The 22013-nt window shown below is 63.7% G+C and carries 17 protein-coding genes; 9 read left to right on the top strand and 8 right to left on the bottom strand.

Annotation, left to right across the window (positions count from 1 at the left end; translation table 11 throughout):
* The first annotated feature begins 48 nt into the window (after nt 1-48).
* Entirely contained in the window at nt 49-1254 is a 1206-nt protein-coding gene (glf, locus tag QP997_RS04925; protein WP_284846412.1) for a UDP-galactopyranose mutase, read from the top strand.
* Between the two features lie 90 nt (nt 1255-1344).
* Here the strand turns inward: glf and QP997_RS04920 are convergent, their stop codons facing one another.
* The 8 genes from QP997_RS04920 to QP997_RS04885 all read right to left on the bottom strand — a co-directional run bounded on the left by QP997_RS04920 (nt 1345) and on the right by QP997_RS04885 (nt 11676).
* Entirely contained in the window at nt 1345-4521 is a 3177-nt protein-coding gene (locus QP997_RS04920; protein WP_284846411.1) for a type I restriction endonuclease subunit R, read from the bottom strand.
* Between the two features lie 2 nt (nt 4522-4523).
* Nucleotides 4524-5681 carry a restriction endonuclease subunit S gene (locus tag QP997_RS04915; protein ID WP_284846410.1) on the bottom strand — a complete coding sequence of 386 codons (1158 nt, stop codon included), beginning with the start codon at nt 5679-5681 and terminating at the stop codon, nt 4524-4526.
* Complete coding sequence (locus QP997_RS04910) at nt 5681-7267, bottom strand: class I SAM-dependent DNA methyltransferase (RefSeq protein WP_284846409.1); 1587 nt, start codon at nt 7265-7267, stop codon at nt 5681-5683. Before QP997_RS04910 ends, QP997_RS04915 begins: the two co-directional genes overlap by 1 nt.
* Before the next feature lie 10 nt (nt 7268-7277).
* Complete coding sequence (locus QP997_RS04905) at nt 7278-9194, bottom strand: N-6 DNA methylase (protein WP_284846408.1); 1917 nt, start codon at nt 9192-9194, stop codon at nt 7278-7280.
* Complete coding sequence (locus QP997_RS04900) at nt 9195-9545, bottom strand: NYN domain-containing protein (protein ID WP_284846407.1); 351 nt, start codon at nt 9543-9545, stop codon at nt 9195-9197.
* Nucleotides 9542-9715, bottom strand: coding sequence for a hypothetical protein (locus QP997_RS04895; protein WP_284846406.1), 174 nt, complete (start codon nt 9713-9715; stop codon nt 9542-9544). The genes QP997_RS04900 and QP997_RS04895 overlap by 4 nt, the downstream gene beginning before the upstream one ends.
* Nucleotides 9716-9968: 253 nt before the next feature.
* The gene (locus tag QP997_RS04890) at nt 9969-11150 is read right to left on the bottom strand and encodes an ATP-binding protein (RefSeq protein ID WP_284846405.1); all 1182 of its coding nucleotides are present in this window, start codon (nt 11148-11150) and stop codon (nt 9969-9971) included.
* Between the two features lie 310 nt (nt 11151-11460).
* Nucleotides 11461-11676, bottom strand: coding sequence for a CBS domain-containing protein (locus QP997_RS04885; protein ID WP_284846404.1), 216 nt, complete (start codon nt 11674-11676; stop codon nt 11461-11463).
* A gap of 270 nt (nt 11677-11946) precedes the next feature.
* Between QP997_RS04885 and QP997_RS04880 the strand changes: the two genes are divergently transcribed.
* From QP997_RS04880 to QP997_RS04845, 8 genes are all read left to right on the top strand, one after another.
* On the top strand, nt 11947-12810 hold the full coding sequence (locus QP997_RS04880; RefSeq protein ID WP_284846403.1) for a GDSL-type esterase/lipase family protein: 864 nt from the start codon (nt 11947-11949) through the stop codon (nt 12808-12810).
* Between the two features lie 210 nt (nt 12811-13020).
* Nucleotides 13021-15105: a glycosyltransferase gene (locus QP997_RS04875; protein ID WP_284846402.1), complete on the top strand. Its 2085-nt coding sequence runs from the start codon at nt 13021-13023 to the stop codon at nt 15103-15105.
* Nucleotides 15105-15698: a phosphatase PAP2 family protein gene (locus QP997_RS04870; RefSeq protein WP_284846401.1), complete on the top strand. Its 594-nt coding sequence runs from the start codon at nt 15105-15107 to the stop codon at nt 15696-15698. The genes QP997_RS04875 and QP997_RS04870 overlap by 1 nt, the downstream gene beginning before the upstream one ends.
* Before the next feature lie 45 nt (nt 15699-15743).
* Nucleotides 15744-16796, top strand: coding sequence for a decaprenyl-phosphate phosphoribosyltransferase (locus QP997_RS04865; RefSeq protein ID WP_148811519.1), 1053 nt, complete (start codon nt 15744-15746; stop codon nt 16794-16796).
* A gap of 129 nt (nt 16797-16925) precedes the next feature.
* Nucleotides 16926-17921: an alpha/beta hydrolase gene (locus QP997_RS04860; RefSeq protein WP_284846400.1), complete on the top strand. Its 996-nt coding sequence runs from the start codon at nt 16926-16928 to the stop codon at nt 17919-17921.
* A 323-nt stretch (nt 17922-18244) separates the two neighbouring features.
* Nucleotides 18245-20182: an alpha/beta hydrolase-fold protein gene (locus QP997_RS04855; protein ID WP_284846399.1), complete on the top strand. Its 1938-nt coding sequence runs from the start codon at nt 18245-18247 to the stop codon at nt 20180-20182.
* Between the two features lie 209 nt (nt 20183-20391).
* Nucleotides 20392-20973, top strand: a complete 582-nt coding sequence (locus QP997_RS04850; RefSeq protein WP_284846398.1) for a hypothetical protein — start codon at nt 20392-20394, stop codon at nt 20971-20973.
* 25 nt (nt 20974-20998) lie between these two features.
* Nucleotides 20999-21949, top strand: a complete 951-nt coding sequence (locus QP997_RS04845; protein ID WP_284758463.1) for a cutinase family protein — start codon at nt 20999-21001, stop codon at nt 21947-21949.
* The last annotated feature ends 64 nt before the right edge of the window (nt 21950-22013 follow it).

The raw sequence follows: 22013 nt of genomic DNA, 5'->3' as shown, positions 1-22013 counted from the left end.
GGGTTTTGCTCAACTAGTTTTCCCGGCCCACCCAGTACCCTGGGGCACATGAGCACAAACGGGAAATATGACCTCATTGTTGTCGGCTCCGGCTTCTTCGGCCTGACCGTCGCCGAGCGCGCCGCCTCGCAGCACGACGCGCGCGTCCTGATCGTCGAACGCCGCGACCACCTGGGTGGCAACGCCTACTCGGAGGCCGAGCCCACCACGGGCATCGAAGTCCACAAGTACGGCGCCCACCTCTTCCACACCTCCAACAAGCGGGTGTGGGACTACGTCAACCAGTTCACGGACTTCACCGACTACCAGCACCGCGTCTTCGCGATGCACAAGGGCACCGCCTACCAGTTCCCGATGGGCCTGGGCCTGATCAACCAGTTCTTCGGCAGGTACTACAGCCCGGACGAGGCCCGCCAGCTGATCAAGGACCAGACCGACGGCCTGGACCCACGGGATGCCAAGAACCTCGAGGAGAAGGGCATCGCGCTGATCGGGCGCCCGCTCTACGAGGCCTTCGTCCGCGACTACACCGCCAAGCAGTGGCAGACCGACCCGAAGGAACTGCCGGCGTCCAACATTTCCCGCCTGCCGGTGCGCTACACCTTCAACAACCGCTACTTCAACGACACCTACGAGGGCCTGCCGGTCGAGGGCTACGCCAAGTGGCTGGAGAACATGGCGGACCACGAGAACATCGAGGTACGCCTCAACACCGACTGGTTCGAGGTCCGCGACGAGCTGCGCGCCGAGTCCCCGGACGCACCGGTGGTCTACACCGGCCCGCTGGACCGCTACTTCGACTACGCGGAAGGCCACCTGGGCTGGCGCACCCTCGACTTCGAGCAGGAGGTGCTGGACACCGGCGACTTCCAGGGCACCCCGGTGATGAACTACAACGACGCGGACGTCCCGTACACCCGCATCCACGAGTTCCGTCACTTCCACCCGGAGCGCGAGGACAAGTACCCGAAGGACAAGACGGTCATCGTCAAGGAGTACTCCCGCTTCGCGGAGGACAACGACGAGCCGTACTACCCGATCAACACCCCGGAGGACCGCGAGAAGCTGGAGGCCTACCGCAAGCTCGCGGCCGCGGAGTCCGAGAACAACAAGGTGCTTTTCGGCGGCCGCCTGGGCACCTACCAGTACCTGGACATGCACATGGCGATCGGCTCTGCGCTGTCCATGTACGACAACCAGCTGCAGCCTTTCTTCGAGTCGGGCACGCCGCTGAGCCAGCCGCGCGGGCACTAAGCGCGGGTTTTAGGGGGCTTGGGCTGTGGTTCCCCGCAGCCCAAGGGGGGCAGGGGTATGGCCCAAGGGGGCTAAGGCGGCGGGGCGGTACTACGCCGCCTCCGACCAGCGGGGCGCGAAGCGCTCCATCTGCTCCAACACGAGAACCACCGCATCGCTTCGCTTGTCTGCCGGGTACTTATGCTTGCGCAGCAGGGTCTTGATCGAGCGGCGCAGCTTGGCGCGCACATCATCGCGCACGGTCCAGTCGGTCTTCGCGTCCCGGCGGAGAGTATCGACGAGGTCGCGTGCGATCTGGGCTAGCACGTCGTCTTCCAGGACCCCATCGGCGGAGCCGTTATCCGCGATGACATCGTAGAACGCGAGCTCATCTTTGCTGAGCGCAGGGCTGAAGGATTCCCCGCGCTTGCTTTCCGCGACGATCTCCTTCGATAGCTCGATGAGCTCGGCGATGACCTCGGCGGAGGTGAGCTGCTGGTTGGTGTAGCGGTTCATCAGTTCGCGGATGCGCTCGGAGAATTGCTTCGCCCGGACCTCGTTGTTGCCGGTGGCTACCCGGGATTCTTGGAGGAGGGAGCGCCGCAGCGCGTCGATCAGCAGCGCGGTTTCTGAGCCGGTCTTGTCCTTGACCTTCAGGGCGTCGATGTCTAGGTCCTGCAGGTTGGGCAGGTCGCGACCGATTTCCTCGTAGACGTCGATGACGGTGGACGAGGCACTGGAGTCGACGACGAGCTGGCTGAGCAGCGTCAGGACCTCGTCGCTCAGTGGCTCGCCGTTGGCCCGGCGGTCGGCGGCGTCCATCTTTACCAGCTGGTTGCGCACGTCGGAGTAGAAGCGGACGTCCTCGCGGTACTGGGCGGCGTCTGCGCTGCCCGAGGCCAGCGCCCATGCCCGGGCGAGCTTGCCGGCGGTCTCGGTGAACTGCTTGGCGAGTGGGTAGCGGCCCTCCTCATCGGCGGTCTGTGGGTCGCGGAGCTTGGCCAGGACTTGCAGGCGGGCCTTACGCTGCTCGCCGTTGGCTTCCAGCTCGCGCCAGTCTTCGCCCACGAGGGTGTGGAGCTTGCCTAGGAAGCCGCGGACGATGCCGAGGGCTTCCTCGATGTTCTGGCCGATCACCTTCTCGTCTTCATCGGAGGCGCTCTTGGTGAACTCGGCGATGGCTTTCTGCAGGTTGTCGATGAGCGGGGCGTAGGCCACCAGCAGCCCGCTTTCCTTGTGGCGGAACTTGCGGTTCACGCGGGCCAGCGTCTGCATGAGCAGAGCGCTCTTCAGTGGCCGGTCGAGGTAGAGGGTGTGCAGCGGGGGAGCGTCGAAACCGGTGAGCATCATGCCCTGCACGATGGCGATCTCGAGCTCGTCGTCCGCGTCCTTCATGCGGTCCTTGATCGCATCCATCCGCGCTTGGTTGCGGATGTGCTTCTGCAGGTGCGCAGGGTCGGACGCCGCGCCGGAGTAGATCACCTTGACCTTGCCGGCGAGGTCATCCTCACTGTGCCAGTCGGGGCGCAGTTCGATGATTTTTTCGTACAGGTTGGCTGCGATGTCGCGGGTCTGCACCACGATCATGGCCTTACCTGGCCCGCCGATGAACTGCCGCATGTTTTCACGGCGGTCCTCCCAGTGGCGGATGAAGTCCTGGGCAAGGGTGCTGAGGCGCTGATCGGAGCCGTACACGGTGTTTAGCACGGCGACGGAGCGCTGCGCCTTCTCCCGGTCTTCGTCGTCGAAGTCGGCGAGGATCTCCGCTGCCGCGTCGTCGATGTCCTCGTCGGTTATCCCCTGGATACGCTCCAGCGGGATGAGCCGCGGCTCGAAGTACACGGGTACCACCGCACCGTCGGCCACCGCGCGGTTCATGTCGTAAACATCGATCTCCCCACCGAAGACCTCGCGGGTGTTGCGGTCCCACTCGTCGATCGGGGTGCCGGTGAAGGCGATCATGGTGGCGTTGGGCAGGGCGGTGCGGAGGTGGTGCGCGTAGCCATCGGCGTTCGTGTCGCCGAAACCGTAGTGGGAGCGGTGCGCCTCGTCGGAGATCACGATGATGTTGTCGCGCTCCGAAAGTACCGGGTGCTCCAGCTCGCGGTCGTCCTTGGTGCCCTGCAGGCCGAATTTCTGCAGGGTGGCGAAGTAGATCCCGCCGGATTGGCGCTGGCTGAGCTGTTCGCGCAGGTCCTCCCGGCTCGAAATGTGGGTCGGGGGTTCGGGCAGGAGGGTGGAGGCGGCGAAGGTGTCGTGGAGCTGTTTATCCAGCTCGTTGCGGTCGTTCAGGACGACGACGGTGGGGGAGTCCAGCCGCGCGTCGCGCATGATCTTCGCGGTGTACATCTCCATTTCCATGGACTTGCCGGACCCGGTGGTGTGCCACACCACGCCCGCCTTCTTGTCGCTGCGGGCGGCCTGAATGGTCCTGCCCGCGGCCTTGGAGACTGCGAAGTATTGGTGCGGTTTAGCTACGCGCATGCGCAGCCCGCCGTCGAACTCGTCAAATGCGGTGAAGTCGATGAAGATCTGGCCGAAGCGTTCGATGTTGAACAGCCCCCACATGAGCATGTCGAACTCGGTCATCTGCTCGCCGCCCACGACGACGAGTGGTCCCTGTGCGTAGGGTTCGCCATCGTCGTCGACGCGCCAGCTGCTCATGTGCTCCCGCGGGGTGAAGGGGGTGCCGTAGATTGCTTCGAGGCCGTCGGAGGCGACGACGACGCTGGCGAAGCGGAAAGCCATCGGGAATTCTTCGACGTAGGTGCGCAACTGGTTATAACCGTCTTCCACCGTTGCGGTGGACCCGGATTGTTTGAGCTCCATGATGGCCAGGGGCATGCCGTTGACGTAGAGGACCACGTCGAAGCGGCGTTCTTTGTCCAGGTTCCGGATGGTGATCTGGTTCGCCGCGATGTAGGAGTTCTTGTTCGGGTCGCGGGAGAAGAACGTGATGGTGGGGTTCTGGTGCTTGCCTTCGGCATCGGTGTATTCGATCCCGCGGTAGCCCTCAACGAGGATTTCGTGGAGGCGGTGGTTCTCCGCGATCGCGCTTTGGGACTGTGGGGTGAGGACCTCTGCCATTGCCTGGCGGAGGTACTCGTCCGGAACCCCGGGGTTGAGGTTGCGCAGGGCGTTGAGGAGGCGACCTCGGAGGACGATGTCGCGCCAATTCTCCCGCTCCCCACTGCCGGGGGCGAGTTCTTTACCTTCGGTCGGCTTCCAATCGAGCTCGCCGAGCAGCTCGAGCGCGTCGACTTCGAGCATCGCCTCGCTGTACGCCATGGTTATACCTCGTTCTCCTCACTCGGGATCTGCGCCCCGGCAGCGGCTGCTTCCTGGCCTGCTTCCCTCACCGAGATCTTCCCACTCATGAGCAGGGGAAGCAGCTCATCGCGGGTTTTGGCGAGGGTTTGAGCTTCGTCGCGTAGTTTGCCAGCGAAATCGAGTAGCGGGGTGGTTCTGGAGCCAAAGTTGGAGAGCTGCTCTCCGTTGGGCCATAGGGTTTCATATGCTTCCAGGTCACGAGCTTGAACTCTCTGCCGGCCCGAAGTACCCGTCATTGTCTGCGCTGCAAAAGCGCGGAAGTCCGCTGATCTAGCAACGGCGTATGGTGCTGCGGGCGGAATGTCTGGGTGTGGACGCAAAACGATGAACTCCGTTGACCCTGCGCCAACCGCATCGGCCTCGAGGAAATCGACGAACCCGCACTTTCCATTCTCAAAGCAGGGAGTTATCCGAGCAAGCAGGGTGTCGCCGTTCCGATAGCGGGACCCACCTTTGACCGCGTGCTCCGCCCATTCGCTAATGGAAAACCCAGCTTCAGGGAGGTTCTTCATCTCGACTTTCCTGGCTAAAGTTCCCTTAGGGAGGGGAGTTCTTGGGTTAATCCCAATCACCTCGTCGAGTCGGGTATAGGTTGCTCCGACCTGAACAGCGCGCTTCCACAAAGATTGAATCGTTTCGTCGATAATCCCGAGAATATGGTTATTCGCGGCGATCTTGTCGTCGAGGGACCCGAGAAAACCGCCGATAATATTCTCCTGCATACGGCCAAATGCGGGAACTTCAACGCGCAGCAGCGACGCCTGATTGAGTTTTGGCTGTGCTGAGCCTGTTACAAATGAGGCAATATTAGCTAACTCAATCGCATACTGGAAAAATTTCAAACGGTTTCTATTGACGCCACCGAGGACGTGCAGATGGTTATTCGCCCAAAATTTACCCTCCTGCATCCAGGCGATAGGCAGTGAGCGGGTGAGAAGATTAGCCCCATCTTCAGCTACGCAAAGATAGCTTCCTTCATGGGTGAAACCATCGACATAGTCGACGACCCCTGACGCACCGAGGTAAGGAGTTTTGCCGCGAGTTCGCTCGACAGCTTTCACAGGAAGGCGCGCCGAATTGAAAGACTGTAAGACGTCTCCAATCATCTGTGTCTTCATTAACCCAACCTCCCCAGCTGCTCGCGGACCACGGCGTCGAGGCGCGCGGACTCGTCCAAGGCGGCGGTGAGCTCCGCGGTGAGGCGTGCGATCTTCTCGTCGATCGGCTCGCCGTCCTCTTCTTCCTCCGCGAAACCGACATAGCGGCCCGGAGTGAGCGCGTAATCAGCCTCGCGGATCTCGTCCAGCGAGACGGACTTGCAGTAACCAGGGGCGTCCTCGTACTCGCCCTCAGCGGACGAGCGGCCACGCCAGGTGCGGAAGGTATTCGCGATTTTCTGGATGTCCTCGTCCGAGAAGGTGCGCTCCGTGCGGTCAACCATGTGGCCGAGTTCGCGGGCATCGATCAGCAGGAACTCCCCGCGACGATCCACGGAGCCCTTGGAACCCGCGCCCTTGTCCTTAGCGAAGAACCAGACACACACCGGGATCTGCGTGCGCCGGAAAAGCTGGGCAGGCAGCGTAACCACGCAGGAGACGATGTCGTCCTCAAGCATGTTCTTGCGGATCTCACCCTCACCGGAGGTATTTGAGGTCATGGTGCCATTAGCCATCACCACACCAGCCTCGCCCTGAGCGCTGAGCTTGGAGATGATGTGCTGCATCCACCCGAAGTTCGCGTTCTTCGCCGGCGGCACACCGTAGCTCCACCGCTTGTCATCGGTGTTGCGCACCCAGTCCTTGATATTGAACGGTGGGTTGGCCAGCACGTAATCCATCTCCACACCGGGGTGGATGTCCCGGGCGAAAGTATCGCCCCAACGCTCGCCCAGGCCCTTCGAGTTCAGCGCGTGGATAGCCAAGTTCATCCGCGCCAAGCGCCATGTGCGCTCGTTGAGCTCCTGGCCATAGATGGCGATCGCGGAGGGATCCTTATCGTGGGCGTCCAGGAATTTCTCCGCCTGGACGAACATGCCACCAGAACCACAGCATGGGTCGTAAACACGGCCCGCGGTCGGCTCGAGGATCTCCACCAGCGTGCGCACCACCGAGCGCGGGGTGTAGAACTCGCCGTCGCCCTTACTCTCCGTAGAGGCGAAGCGTGCGAGGAAGTACTCGTACACCTCACCCAGCAGATCGCGTGCCCGCTCGGGGCCTTCCGCGGCGAAGCGAGTGGCGCTGAACAGGTCCACCAGCTCGCCGAGGCGCCGCTGGTCCACGCTATCGCTGTTGTAATTGCGTGGCAGCGTGCCCTCCAGGGAGAGGTTATCGGTCATCAGGGCCTCCGCGGCCTCGTCGATGAGCTTGCCGATGGACTTGAACTCACCGCCGGCGTCATCCGTCTTGCCCTTGGAGTGGCGCTGCAGGTAATCCCATCGGGCCTCCTTGGCGACCCAGAAAACGTTCTTCTCCAGGTAGGCATCGCGGTCCTCCAGCTCCTCCGCGATCTCCTCCGCGGTGGCGCCTTCCTCCTCCAGCTCCGCCAGGAGTTCGAGGCGACGAGCATCGAAAGCATCGGTCACATACTTGAGAAATACCAGGCCGAGGACGATGTCCTTGTACTGGGACGAGTCCATGGAGCCGCGCAGCTTGTTAGCCGCCTTCCAGAGGGTGTCCTGGAATTCCTTGATTGGGGTGGGAGTCATATCTGGGAGCCTACTTCCCTGCGAAGACGAGGTTGACCAGGGCGTTGTTCGCGTGTTCGATTTCTTGGGTCAGCTGGCGCGCAGCGGACTGCGCGGTGCTGAGCGACCGGGCGGTATCGGCAACGACCGCCCGCTCCGCACGCTTGAGCTCTGGGATGGTGATCCGCGGGATCGGGAGGAGCCGCGGCATCGTGCCGCGATTCTCCGTATTCGCCGGTGCACTCAGGCAGGCCACGATGAAGTGCGGGTCGTACTCATCCGAGGTTGGGCGGAGCACGGTGACAAACTTCGCCGGGACCCAGGTCTTACCGTCGTCCTCGTGGACCCGAGCGGTAGTACCGACGTTAGGCAGGATGATGTCACCGGGGCGGAGAACATCGGCACTGTCGAAGTCATCGACGAAGGACGGGGCGTCGTCCCGGCGTGAACGAGCAAGATAAGCGGCACCGGTCTTGAGCTCCTTATCGTGCTCATAGGTGCCGATGATGCGCTCGAAGTGACCCTCCTGGATCAGCTTGCCGAGCGTGGTGGACGTGGTGGACGTGGGGATGGCGTCTGCAGTGACGCGGGGGGTGCGAAGATGCATGAGTTTCTTGGTGCTTGTTGCAAGGGATTGGATAGCGGTATCGAATGCGGACCGCGCCTCATCGGCGTCGATGGGGTCCGCGAGGTATGCCGACGGGGTCAGCGAGCCGTCGTTGGTCACGACGTCCGCCAAGCTCACCGTCTTATACGGCACGTCGGTGGCCTCGCCACGACGCGCGGCAGTAAGCCAGTCAGCGATCCGGGTGGGGACGGAGTTCGGTGGCTGTTCGGAGGCATCGATGAGCAGCGGCTCCGTTGTGTCTCCTGTGTTCAGGACCCACAGCACGGCTGGGATGCGCGTCGCCGAGAACAGGCCCGGCGGGAGCTCCACGACCGCCTCGATACGACCCTGGGCCGTGAGGTGCTGACGGTGCTCCTTGAACTGCCTGCGGAAGGTGGGGTGCAAGCTGGTGAGGATGTAGGCACGACCACCGGCCGCGAGATGCTGAGATCCGTACAGCAGGAAGAGGTCGTCATAGCCCAGCCCGCCCAGGGAGTAGTCGGGGAAGCTGCGCTGGAGCTGCTCGAGGTCATCGCGGGAGAAACGCCCGCCGAGGGGTGGTTCGCAGACCACGAGATCGGCCCGGACATCGGCGAACGGGTCTGCCCCCAACGAATCCCCGGTCACGATGGTGGCCTCCTTGCCGGTGAGGTAGGCCAGCAAGCGCGCGAGAGTCGCCGTGTATCGGGCCATCTCAACACCCAGAAGCTCGGCATCGGGGGCGTGGTCGCCCGCCTCAAGAAGTGTCCCTGCAATGCCGCAGGCCGGGTCGAGGATGATGCCGGCATCCGCAGCTGTCGTTGCCGCTGCCGCCACCACTGTGGCGCTGGATAGCGAGGAGGTAGTGCCGTACTGGCTGCGTCCCCCGCGGGATCCGACACCCAGGAAACGGTCGATGACGAGGCGGGCGGCCTGGCCGTAGTTGGCCACCTTCAGCGCGGCGATGCCCTGGCGGACTTCCTCCAGTGTGTCCGGGCTGATCTCCCCGGCCAGTTCTGTGAACTCAGCCGATGGCTCGAATGCGGGGTTTTTATCGAGCGCTAGGAGCGAAAGCATGACGAGCGGGATGTCGTCGATGGGGACGGCGGTCCGGAGTAGGTTCGATACCGCCAAGAGGGAAGCGAGCTGGAGTTTCTGCTCGGCACTGTCTGGGAAGAAATCATTTCGCTTGAGCCATGCGACGACCGCGTCGGCCTCGAAGAGTGGCTTGCGTGGGGTGGACTCCGCCACTGGTGCGGGGAAGTCGTTGTATCGCTTCCGCCAGTTGCTGACGGCGGGGCGGCTCACTTCGGCGAGCTCTGCGATGTCTTTCAGGGCGAGGTGCCCGGTGGTGGTGATCATTTACGCTGCCTCCTGGATGTGAGCGGAAAGCTGGGCTGGGTTGGTGTCCATCATGTGGATCGTGGCCTCGGCGGCGGTGTTTCGAGCGTATGCATCCTCTGTGAAGTGGACTGAGGTTGCTGCTAGTTGAAGTTGCTGGGATAGGTCGTCTTTGTGGGAGTAAACCGTGGTGGGCACCCCTCGTGCTGCGGCCTGGGAGACCGGGGCGGCGAAGGCTCCGTCTCCGGAGACGAGGGCGATCTCATCAAACTGGCCGATGTTCATGTACTCGATTTCCTCGATCAGTCTGCGGTCTGCGCCGTCGGGGCCCGTCCCGATGAGTAGGCGTGGGCCCTTCCAACCTACGTTCACATCCAGGATGCCGGACTTGTCTGCTGGATGATGGTGATCTCACCTTCCTTGATGTTGAGCCAGGCGGTGAGCATCTTCTTGCACCATTCTGCCTGCGCGGGGGAGTAAATTGGCTGGCCGTTGAAGTTCTCGATGTCGACGAGGATCAGACGGCGGGGAGCGGTGAGCATTGTTCGTGTTCTTTCTTTGTGTCTCTTGTGGGGACAACTAGAACATTAACCTATGTTCACATCCGCGTCAAGCGAATGTGCGTTCACAATTTAAAATGCCAGCTCAGAGGGCCTATTTTTCCGGCAGTTACCGTGTTTAATTGCTTGATAACTGCGTTCACAACGTCGTGTGAATGAAGGTTTTATAGCTTCGCTGATGCGGAGAGCCTTGGCTGGACGCGAGGGCGCTAGCTTTTTAGCCAAGCGGCACCTTTCATTCCGGCCAGATGGAGAACTGTTCCATGGCGTCGGCTGCGTGGTGAGAGCGCAGGTAGTCACGCATGTAGGGCAGTTCGTAGTCGACATAGCCGTGGGATGTGGAACGGATCATTTCGGCATCGATCAGGCGCTTGCGGTAATTGCCCGCATATTGCGCGTCGACGCCCATGCGTGCCGCGATGTCCGACATGCGTGACGGGCCGTCGTCGGAGGACATGGCAGTGAGAAACGTTCGGTCGACTTCAGAAAGGTCCGCAATCGACGGTTCATGTACAAGTTGCCCGAGTTTTCTCCGGGCTGCGCGGATGCCGCGAGACACGGCTTCGTTGTTGATCTCGGTGCCGGTGCAGTTACGGAAAGCATGTTGCCCGACAAGCTGAATCATGAAGGGATAGCCGCCGGTCGCCCTGGATGCGTTGTCGAGAGCCTCCGGCGTCCACGAGATGCCGACCTGTTCGGTGGTCTTATCCATGGCGGTGCGAACTTCCGGAATGGGTACCATCCCGGTTTCGATTCGGTTTGCGCGCCGCAGAAAAGTCACGGGATTGCGGCCTTCATCCGCGGCGAGAAGAGGCTTCACTGCGCCTGGAATGCCTGCCATCGCGACCGCTATTTCGCGATCCTCCCGCACGAGGTGCTGAATCGTTGTTCCAAATTCAATGATCTCGTCCATGTGCGCGTAGTGCAGCTCGTCCAGGGTGATCAACAGGCCGACTGGCTCTTGTTCGAACCGGGCGTTGATCTCTGCTTGGCGATCAAAGAGCTCGTCAAGAACTGACCTGAGCGTCGGGGTGGGGGAAAAGGAAGGAACTGCTTCAGTGTCGAAACCGAGATACGGGAGTTTCAGGCCAGACAGACGACGCTTGGGTTCGTTAGAAAGGTCTTCTAAGAGGCGAAAGGCGCGGTCCCGAATGCGGTCATTGAAGCCACGTGTTGTGGTTTCGGAGATGACGTGCCAGGAATGGGACTTCGCGACTGTTTCGAATTCATTCAGTAGAACGGTCTTGCCCACGCCTCTGGGGCCAGTGATGATGGAGATGCGTTCATGGCTGCCTGGGCCGTCCTGGATTGCGGCGTCGAAGTCGTCGAGGTATTCATCGCGCCCCGCGAGCACCAGCGGTGTTTTCCCGACGGTTGCGGTGAACGGGTTTCGGGGTCGTGCGGGGGTCGGGGCCATGCTCTCTCCTTACAACCTCTTACTATCTTTACTATTTTTACTATTTTTACTATTCACCCGCTAGAGGGCTGAGCCGTTTGGGCGCATTGCTTCTTGTGAAGCCAATGGCGGGAGCCTAAGCCAGCCGCGCGGGCACTAAGACTGGCTGGCCTCCGCGCGAAAACCCACAACGCGACGAGGCAGCAGCCCACCAAAAGACCACCGGCGGGGCGCGAGGACATTCCTCACCCTGCCGGTGGCCCATTTTTGTTCGCACTCACAACCTGGCGCAGCGCTCAGGAATCGCGAGCGCTCGGCGGCGACGGGGAAACTAGCCCTCGGCGCCCGAATCCACGAACGTGGAGACCAGGTAGCGGTTGATGTCGGAGCGGTTGATGATGCTCACGACGGTGCCGTCATCAGCGACGACGGGCGCCTTCTTCAGGTGCTTATCCGCCAGGATCGAGGAGATGTGGCCCAGGTCATCCGGCACGTTCACCGTGATCACCGACTTCGTCGCGATTGTCGCCACCGGACGGTCCAGCACCGCTGCGACGTCCGTCCCGAATTCCGTCGAATTCTTGTGCGCCAGCAGTGCGTAAGGGGTCGTGAAAGCGGGAACCGAGTCGCCGATGACGTCTAGGACGTCGCCGTCGCGCGCGAACCTCGTCAGGCCTAGACTCCGCCGACCCCCGGATCCAGGCTGGCAATTGGATCTGCGCGCTAGATGTACGACAATGAAAATCCGCGAAGCGGCACGAAGCTGCGAGAAGTGCAGAACAATAGAGTTTCCAACGCAAAACCAAGGGATGGGTAGATGCTGAAGAAGAAGATGTCGAAAATGCTCGCCGGGCTCGCCGCGGTCGTGATGGCTGGCAGCGCAGTCACCGCAACAGCTCCAGTAACCGACGCCGCGCCGCGCAACGTCGTCCTCTTTGGTGACTCCATGTGGTCCAACGGAACCGGCACCTTCCCATCCCAGATGGCGGAGTTCTGGCAGGGGCCGGGCAAGGTCACCGGCAACGCCCCGGCGGAGGGACGCTGCAAGCGCGGGCAGGTCCGCGTCGCCGCGAGCCTGCAGCGCCAGACCGGCGTGAAGGTCGAGGACTACGCCTGCAACGGTGCGGTCGCCTACGCCCCGTCCAACGGGTCTAACAACCTCAAGCGTCAGGTCGACCAGGCCATCGCCCACGGCAATCTCAACCGCTCCACCCGCGCGGTGTTCATGAACATCGGCATCCTGGACAACATCAAGGCCCCGGGCCACATCAACGTCCAGACCCGCAACTTCGTCGCCGGCGTGCGCCCGCAGGTCGAACGCATCAAGCGCGCCGCCCCGAACGCCAAGGTCGCCTTCGTGGGCTACCCGCACATCGTCGATAAGTACGGCACCGGCTGCTGGATCCAGACCCACGCCCTGCAGCGCGTCGCGCTGACCATCCCACCGGTGCGCATGGCCCAGGACGCCGCCCAGCACTGGCAGCGCGAAGCCGCGAAGGCTACCGGCGTGGGCTGGATCGATATGGAAGGCCCGACCCGCGCCAACGGCACCTGCGCGCCAGCGAACCAGCGCTACGTCTCTGGTCTGGTCGACAACACCTCCACGCCCTACAACATGACCACCCACCTCACCCAGGTCGGTAACGAGGGCGTGGCGCGCATCCTTTCCCGCCACATCTAAGGCGCCGCGGATAGCCCACCGGCGCTCGCTCACAAGGGAGCGCCCCGAAGCAGCTCACCCACCGCGCACATACGCCACGGCCCGCACCGGAACTCCACAGCGAGAAAGCCGGTGCGGGCCGTGGCGTACTGCCATCAGGGGCGGATCGTGGGGGATAATAGAAGCGATTACCCATCACTATTGTCTGATCTGAAGGTTTGACCTGCTCATATGACTGGACACTCCAGCAAAAATTTTGACGATACTCGCCTCGCCCGCATCATCCTGCCGAAGCGGGGCGAGCCGCGCGACGTCCGCAGCCTCTACATCGTGGAAAACGAGTCCACGACCACCGGCCGCGTCACCGCGCTCTCCCGCACCGAGTGCCGCATCCCGGCCGGTGCGGAGATCTCCTTCGAGACATATTTCAATGCCTTCCCCGCTTCCTACTGGCGCCGCTGGTCCCAGCTGGACGAGGTTCAGCTGCGCATCGAGCTGACCGGCGAGGCCCGCGTGGACATCTACCGCTCCAAGATCGACGGTTCCCGCATCGCCGTGACCGGCGCGGACGTCGACGTCGACGAGAAGGGGCGCGGCACCGCGGAGTTCACCGTCTCCCTGGCCCCCTTCGAGGACGGCGGCTGGATCTGGTTCGACCTGACCTGCGAGTCCGAGACCACCGTCCACTCCGCCGGCTGGTACGCCACCAAGCCCGCCGAGGGGCAGGTCCTGCAGTCCCCGGCCGTCGTGCGCGACGCCGACACCGCGGCCGAAACCCACCTGAACCCGGGTGACAAGCTGCCCGCCGCCGAGCCACGCGTCACCATCGGCATCCCGACGTTCAACCGCCCGGCCGATGCCGTCGCCGCCCTCGAGGCGTTGGCCTCCGACCCGGAGGTCGGCAAGGTCATCGACGCGGTCATCATGCCCGACCAGGGTGATAAGCACCCGGCCGACGAGCCCGGTTTCCAGGCCGTCAGCGAGCACTTCGGTGACAAGCTGCGCATCGTGCAGCAGGGCAACCTCGGCGGCTCCGGCGGCTACTCCCGCATCATGTACGAGGCCCGCCACGCCGAGCGCGGCACCACCAGCCCGTTCATCCTCTACATGGACGACGACATCCAGATCGAGCCGGACTCCGTCCTGCGCTCCCTGGCGGCTGCCCGCTACGCGCGTTCCCCGATGCTGATCGGCGGCCAGATGCTGAACCTGCAGGAGCGCAGCCACCTGCACACCATGGGTGAGGTCATCGACCGCGGCTCCTTCATGTGGACCGCCGCACCCCACACCCACTACGACCACGACTTCTACAAGCACCCGCTGCGCGACCGCGGCTCCTACGGCAAGAACGCCTCCGGCGAGGAGATCGACTCCCGGGACCTGCACCGCCGCATCGACGTCGACTACAACGGCTGGTGGATGTGCATGATCCCGCGCGTCGTCGCGGACACGATCGGCCAGCCGCTCCCACTGTTCATCAAGTGGGACGACGGCGAGTTCGGCCTGCGTGCCAAGGACGCCGGCTTCCCGACCGCCTCCTGGCCAGGCATCGCGATCTGGCACATGGCCTGGTCCGATAAGGACGACGCCATCGACTGGCAGGCCTACTTCCACCTGCGCAACCGCCTCATCGTCGCCGCCATCCAGCACGAGGGCAGCCCGCGCGGCATCATTACCTCGATGGCGAAGGCGACCGCCAAGCACCTGCTGTGCCTGGAGTACTCCACCGTCGCCATCCAGAATGAGGCGATGAAGGACTTCCTGGCAGGCCCGGAGCAGCTGTTCAGCATCCTGGACACCTCCCTGCCGCGCATCAACGCGCTGCGCAAGAGCTACCCGGATGCCGTGGTGATCCCGTCGGCTTCCGAGCTGCCTCACCCATCCGGCGGGCCGCGCAACCTCACCCGCATCCCGCTGAGCATCCCGGCGAAGGTCAAGACGCTGACTCAGGCTGTGATCAACAACGCCAAGCCGGCGGACGAGCACCACCACGAGGTGCCGCAGGTCAGCCTGCCGCCGATCGAGGCCCGGTGGTTCAGCCTCTCCCGCGTGGACGGGGCGACCGTGACCACCGCCGATGGTCGGGGAGTGGTCTACCGCAAGCGCGACCGCGCCAAGATGCTGGAGCTGGCACGCGAGTCCATGCGCCTGCAGAAGCAGGTCGCGGAGCGCTTCGATGAGCTGCGCACCCGCTACCGCGAGGCCCACCCGTACCTGACGAGCCTCGAGGGTTGGGCGCAGATCTTCGAACCGGAATCCGAGCTGGCTAAGTCCGGGCGGGATTCCGACCTGGCGCCGAAGAAGGAGCGTGCCTAATGGTCGCGCAGGACTCTCAGGCCGCGGACCGCGTCGCGGGCGATCCGTTCGGCGAGACCCGCGCGCTGGTCGCGATCCAGAACGCGATTGGCGAGCCGGGGAGCGGCTCCAGCCTGGCCTCGGTGCAGCGCATCTCGCGCGGTATGAGCCACTTTGGGGAGCACGCTCTCGGCTGGTTCGCGGTCTCCGCCACGGGGGCTGTGGTGGATAAGCCGCGCCGGGCTGAGTGGCTGGGCGTGGGTGTCTCTGCCTTCATTGCGCACGCCGCGAGCGTGATCATCAAGCGCATCGTGCGCCGACCCCGCCCGCACGACCCTGCGATCCGCATCGGCGTGGGCACCCCGTCCAAGCTGAGCTTCCCCTCTTCGCACGCCACCAGCTCCACCGCAGCACTGGTGAGCATGGCGGACCTTAGCGGAAAGAAGGCGCCTTTGGCGGGCGTTCCCGCCATGGGCTTTTCCCGCCTAGTCTTGGGCGTGCACTACCCGAGCGACGTGATCGTCGGTACGCTTATCGGGTTGACGAGCAGCAAGGCGGTTCAGAAGACGATCGTCCCCCGCTTGAAGCGGTGGCTAAGCGGCCGCGATGCCTAGCGGGTTGAAAAGACACTTGTTTTCCACAGGGAGTGACGCGTAACAGTGAGCAATCGGGATCCAGAATCCTTCTTCGGCGGCGAGCCCCACACCTCCGGCATTGAGTCGGCAGATGCGATGGCGCGCCGCTACGAGGGCACGGAATATGACGCGTCGAAGACGAGCACCTCGGTGGAGGCGGAGAAGCTGCAGCCGCCGAAGAACCTGCTCGACGGGATGATCAAGGCACTGCGTCCGAAGCAGTGGGTGAAGAACGTCCTGGTCGTCGCCGCGCCCGTCGCGGCCGGTGGGGACGTCATCTTTCAGGGGCGCGTGCTGCTGGACATCCTCATCGCCTTCGTGGCCTTCTGCCTCGCCGCGTCCTCCATCTACCTCATCAACGACGCCCGCGACGTCGACGCCGACCGGCAGCACCCGACGAAGCGCTTCCGGCCGATCGCTGCTGGTGTGCTGCCGGTCTCGCTGGCCTACATCATGTCGGTGGTGCTCATCGCCCTGGCGGTGGGCGGGTCCTTCCTGGCCAGCTCCGGGCCTGGGTTGGCCATCGTTGTGGCCGTGTACATCGCCCTGCAGTTGGGCTATTGCTTCGGCTGGAAGCACCAGCCGGTGATCGATATCGCGCTGGTCAGCTCCGGCTTCATGCTGCGCGCGATGGCCGGTGGCGTGGCGGCTGGAGTGATCCTGTCCCAGTGGTTCCTGCTGGTCGCGGCCTTCGGTTCCCTGTTCATGGCGGCCGGTAAGCGCTACGCGGAGCTGAAACTCTCCCTGCGTTCAGGCGCGAAGATCCGCAAGTCCCTGGAAAGCTACACCCCGACCTACCTGCGCTTCGTATGGACGCTGGCCGCAACGGCCGTGGTGCTGAGCTACGCGCTCTGGGGCTTCGATCTCTCCCAGCAGGTCAGCGGTGCAGCCGCGGTGTGGTACCAGATCTCGATGGTTCCATTCACGGTGGCGATCCTGCGCTACGCTGCCGATGTGGACCGTGGCGACGGCGGAGCGCCGGATGAAATCGCGCTCAACGACCGCGCCCTGCAGGTGCTTGCGCTGGCCTGGCTGGTGACGATCGGCATCGCGGTCTACGTGGTCCCGGCCCTCTAATACCCAAGAGAGTTTTCAAAACAAAAGTTTTCATGCGAACGGCATGGCGTGTCAGATAAAGATTTGATAACGTCATGCCGTTCACTATTCGTCGTTGAGGGATTTTTCATGAACCTTAAAATGAGCTCCATGGTTATGGGTAAGCGCCTCACAGCGGTGCTGGTGGCCATTGCTACTGCGCTCGGCATGGCAACCGTTGCTGCTCCGCAGGCGTCGGCCGATACCCGTGGCGTGCTGCGCCCGGGCTGCACCTGGTCCCCGTACAAGTACTACGTCCAGGACTGCTGGGTCAGTTCGCCGTCGATGGGTCAGAAGATCAAGGTCCAGATCCAGGCTGCCTCCCGTGGCGGCAGCGCCGGCATCTACTTCCTGGACGGTCTGCGCGCTCCAGAGCACTACAGCGACTGGGTGGAGCTGGGACACGCTCCGCGCAAGTTCGTCAACGATAATGTCACCCTGGCTATGCCGGTCGGCGGCAAGGGTCAGTTCTACACCGACTGGCAGGGTCACTGGGGCGGCACTAATGGCCCGCGTACGCCGCGCTGGGAAACCTTCCTGACCCGCGAGCTGCCGAACTATCTGGCCCGCGAGTTCGGCGTCTCTCGCACCAATAACTCCGTGGTCGGCCTGTCCATGGGTGCGATGGCCGCGATGAACCTCGCCGCGTGGCACCGCAACCAGTTCAAGCAGGTGACCTCCATGTCTGGTTACCTGAACCCGACCTTCCCAGGCATGTACTTCGCGATGAACTACTCGATGCAGGATTCTTCCGGCCCGGGTGCTCGCGTTGAGAACATGTGGGGCCCGCCGGCCAGCCCGGCTCGCTTCCGTAACGACCCGACCCTGAATGTCGGCCGTCTGCAGGGGATGCCGATGTACCTCTCGGCTGCTCTTGGTGGCCCGACGCCGGACATTAACTTCGTGAACAACCCTGTGGTCGGGGTTAGCGCGGTCATGCTGGAGTTCTTCTCCCGCACCTCGACCCGCAAGTTCGAGATCGCTGCGCGCGGCGCTGGCATCAACCCGGTCGTCAGCTACAGCCCCGTTGGTGTTCACAACTGGAATAACTGGGGTGCTGAGCTGCACAAGGCTCGCCCGCACATCCTGCGCGCACTGGGCGCTTAGTCCGGTGTGAGCCTGATGGGATTGTGTCGGCCCGCGGGTGGCTGACCGCCCAGGCTCTGTAAAAGAGGGGCGCTTCCTCGATAGTGGGGGAGGCGCCCCTTTCTTTGTGTCCGAGAAACTTTTCTGCGAGTTGCCGTCGAGTGTGCTTTACAAGCCCTAACGAAACAGTAAGCTTAAGCCTTAAGTGAAGCTTGAGGCTTTGTGGCTACTGAGGCTGGCGAGAAACCCAGGCCGAAGCGGGAGGGGAACCCGCTTCGACCGGGAGCTACCAGTCCGGATCTCGGCCTTTTTGACGTTGACAAGGACACAAGGAAGAAAAACACATGCGCATTGCTGCGAAACTCCCCCGCCCGTCCCGTATGGGGAAGGCGACGCTTGCCCTGCCGCTGGCCGCGGCCCTCGCTCTGCCGCTGATGCCAGCTGCCAACGCGCAGGATGCCGGCAGCCTGGCCGGCTCCAGTGGCCCTGGCTCCGGCACTGGCTACCTTGAGCCCCACGACGTCCCGGACCGCAAGCCGGTGCGCGTGACGGAGCAGAACCTCCCTGGCCTGCCGGCGGGCGTCTCCGTCGACAAGGTCGAGTGGATTACCGACCGCTGGGCGAACGTCTACATCAACTCCGCCGCCATGCCGGACAAGCCGGTCAAGGTCCAGATCCTGCTGGCCCGCGACTGGTACTCCAAGCCGGACCAGAAGTTCCCGACCGTCTGGGCGCTCGACGGCCTACGCGCCCGCGAGGACGAGTCCGGTTGGACCCTCTCCACGAATATCGCGAACTTCTACGCGGATAAGAACGTCAACGTCGTACTTCCGGTCGGCGGCGAGTCCTCCTTCTACACCGACTGGCAGCAGCCGGATAAGGGCAAGCACTACAAGTGGGAGAGCTTCCTCGTCAACGAGCTCCCGGCTGTCCTGCGCGAGGGCTGGCGCAGCACCGAGGACCGCGCGATCGTCGGCCTGTCCATGGGTGGCACCGCGGCGATGAACCTCGCGCAGCGCTTCCCGAAGATGTGGAAGTTCGTCGGCTCCTTCTCCGGCTACCTGGACACCACCTCCCCGGGCATGCCGCAGGGCATCGCCTACGCCGCGCAGGATGGCGGCGGCTACGACGCGCAGAAGATGTGGGGTCCCTTCGGCTCCAAGGACTGGTACGAGCACGACCCGAAGCTGGGCGTTGGCCTGCTGAAGGACATGTCCGTGTACGTCTCCGCCGGTAACGGCACCCCGGGCAACCCGGAGGAGAACAGCCCGGCCGGCATCGGCCTGGAGGTCATGTCCCGCCTGACCACCCAGACCTTCCTCAAGGAAGCCAAGAAGAAGGGCGTGAATGTCACCGCCCACTTCCGCAACTCCGGCATTCACAACTGGCCGTACTGGCAGTTCGAGATGACCCAGGCATGGCCACAGATCGCCGACGCGCTCTCCCTCTCCGAGGATGATCGTGGCGCCCAGTGCGCTGCCGGCGGTGCGATCGGCGATGCGCTGAAGGCTGCCCCGCAGATCGGCGCCCAGGTCGGCGCCTGCGTCTCCGGTGAGTACGACGCCGCCCGCGGCGGGAAGGTCCAGGACTACCGCTCCGGCCGTGCCTACTGGCACCCGGACACCGGCGCCCACTTCCTGTGGGGCCGCATCGGTGCACGCTACGTGGAGATGGGCGCAACCCACTCCTGGCTCGGCTACCCGAAGAGCGAGGAGATCACGATCTCCAACGGCCGCGGCCGCTTCGTCCAGTTCGAGCACGGCAATATCTACTGGACCCACGAGACCGGTGCCTACGCGGTGAAGCACGACATCATGCGCACTTGGGGCGAGAAGGGCTACGAGAACGGCCCACTCGGCTACCCAGTGGCGAACGCCGAGAAGGTCGGCGACGGCTGGGTGCAGCGCTTCCAGAACGGCGTCATCACCCGCGACAAGGACGGCAAGACCCAGTACGTCCAGGGTGAGATCGCCAAGAAGTACATGGCTGCCAAGGGGCCGGAGTCCAAGTTGGGCTTCCCGGTCACCGGCGAGATGGATCTGCCGAATGGCAAGGGTAAGTTTTCCGAGTTCACCGGCGGCTTCATCTACTGGTCCCCGAAGACTGGCGCTCACATCATCTACAAGGGCGCGATCTTCGACGCCTGGGGCGAGGAGAAGTTCGAGCAGGGCAAGTACGGCCTGCCGATCGCTGACCAGACCGCGATCCCAGCTGGCGGCGAGGTTGTGAAGTTCCAGGGTGGCGAGATCCAGCAGGTCAACGGCAAGATCGTCAAGAAGTAACACTCGCCCATAGGGCGGGGCCGGGAAGGCAAAACCCCGGCAGACCGGGCACCGGGAGGGGCGGCGCGTACGCCAGTACTCTCCCCGGTGCCCGGTATCGTTTTAACTAGCAATCCGTTCACCGCGCCTGGCTACTAGCCCCAGCCCCCGGCGGGGTCGTAATATGGCTGACCCGCCGAATTCCGGCGCCAATGGAAAGGAAGCGCACTGTGCGAAAGACCAGCCTCCCAACGATGCGGCGTCCGCTGGCCATCCTGGCAAGCCTGACCCTCCTCGGCGCGGCCAGCGCATGTGGCACGGGCAGCACCGTCGACAACTCGGAGCAGGCCGATAACACCGCCGTACCGAGCGTCTCCGCATCCGCGAAGCCGGATAAGGGCGACGATAAGGGCAAGAACAAGGACGACTCCAAGGACGAGGGCGCGTCCTCCGGCGACCACGGTGCGACCGGCAAGGGCACGCAGGACGGCGCCGTTGAGGAAGTCGAGGACGTCCCCGAGGGAGACGACCGCAGCGAGGAGGAGGAGCACTTCCTGGCGGCCCTGGAGAAGTCCGGCGTGCACTTCGACAAGGTGGACGAGGCGGACCGCAACGCTGTCGAGTCGCAGATCATCGCCGCCGGCTACCACCACTGCCGCGAATCGGATACCCCGCTGATCGGGGTCGCGGCCGGCCAGATGCTCGCCCAGGGGCTCGTCGACGCGCCAAAGGGGGACGACGCCCTCACCCAGAAGTTCGAATCCATGATGAAGGATCTGCGCACCGCCGCGGATCAAAACCTCTGCCGCTAAGCGCGGCCGGGAGGAAAGAAGAATAATGCGCAAGCCAATCGGCAAAACCGTGACGATCATCGGCCTGGTGGTGCTCCTGGTGCTCATCATCGCCGGCATCGGCTCCTGGCTGGGCACCGATGGGAAGGGTGGTTTCGGCGGCCCCGGCTCCCACGAGGGCTCCGGGAAGCCGGGCCGCGAGGCGAGCCCGAACCCGCCGGGGTGCATTGACTACGAGGTCATCGCCCTGCCCGGTACCTGGGAGTCCAAGGCGGACGACGACCCGGTGAACCCGACGGCCAACCCCCGCTCCCTGCTGCTGCACGTCACCCAACCGCTGCAGGAGCAGACCGACCCGGAGCGCGTGAAGATCCACACGGTGCCCTATACCGCGCAGTTCAGGAACTTCAACGCGCAGCACGAGATGAGCTACGACGACTCCCGCAAGCAGGGCCTGGGGCGCGCCGTCGGGGAGATCCAGGCGACGCACGAGAAGTGCCCGGCCACGAAATTCATCCTCGTCGGGTTCAGCCAGGGCGCGGTCATTGCCGGCGACCTGGCGTCGAATATCGGCAACCACCGCGGGCCGGTGGACCCCTCCCTGATCGCCGGTGTCGCGCTGATCGCGGACGGCCGTCAGGAGCCACAGCACGGCGAACTGGTGGGTAATAAGGAGAACACCGGTATCGGCGCGGAGGTTGCGCTCCACGCTGTCAACGCTCTCGTGCAGCCCATCGTGCCGGGGGCGACGATGCGCGGCGGGCGCCCGGATGGCTTCGGCGAACTCAACGACCGCGTGAAGAACTTCTGTGCTGCAGGGGATACTGTCTGCGACGCCCCGGCGTCGATCGGGAACGCGGTGTCCCGGGCGAAGGAGCTGGTGGGATCCAACGGCATCCATGCGCACTACGACACCAACCGCGACGTCGTCGACGGAATGACCGCGCCGGAGTGGATCACCAACTGGGTGCGCGACCTCGTTCAGCAGCCCATCTAAAACGTCAGACACGAGCCCTGAAGTGGTGCATTCGCTACCTAAATAGTTTAGGGTACAAAACAGC

The organism is Corynebacterium sp. MSK039 (genome assembly GCF_030232315.1).
Taxonomy (GTDB): domain Bacteria; phylum Actinomycetota; class Actinomycetes; order Mycobacteriales; family Mycobacteriaceae; genus Corynebacterium.
The sequence above is the reverse complement of the archived record's forward strand: the minus strand, read 5'-3'. Positions and strand labels throughout refer to the sequence as shown.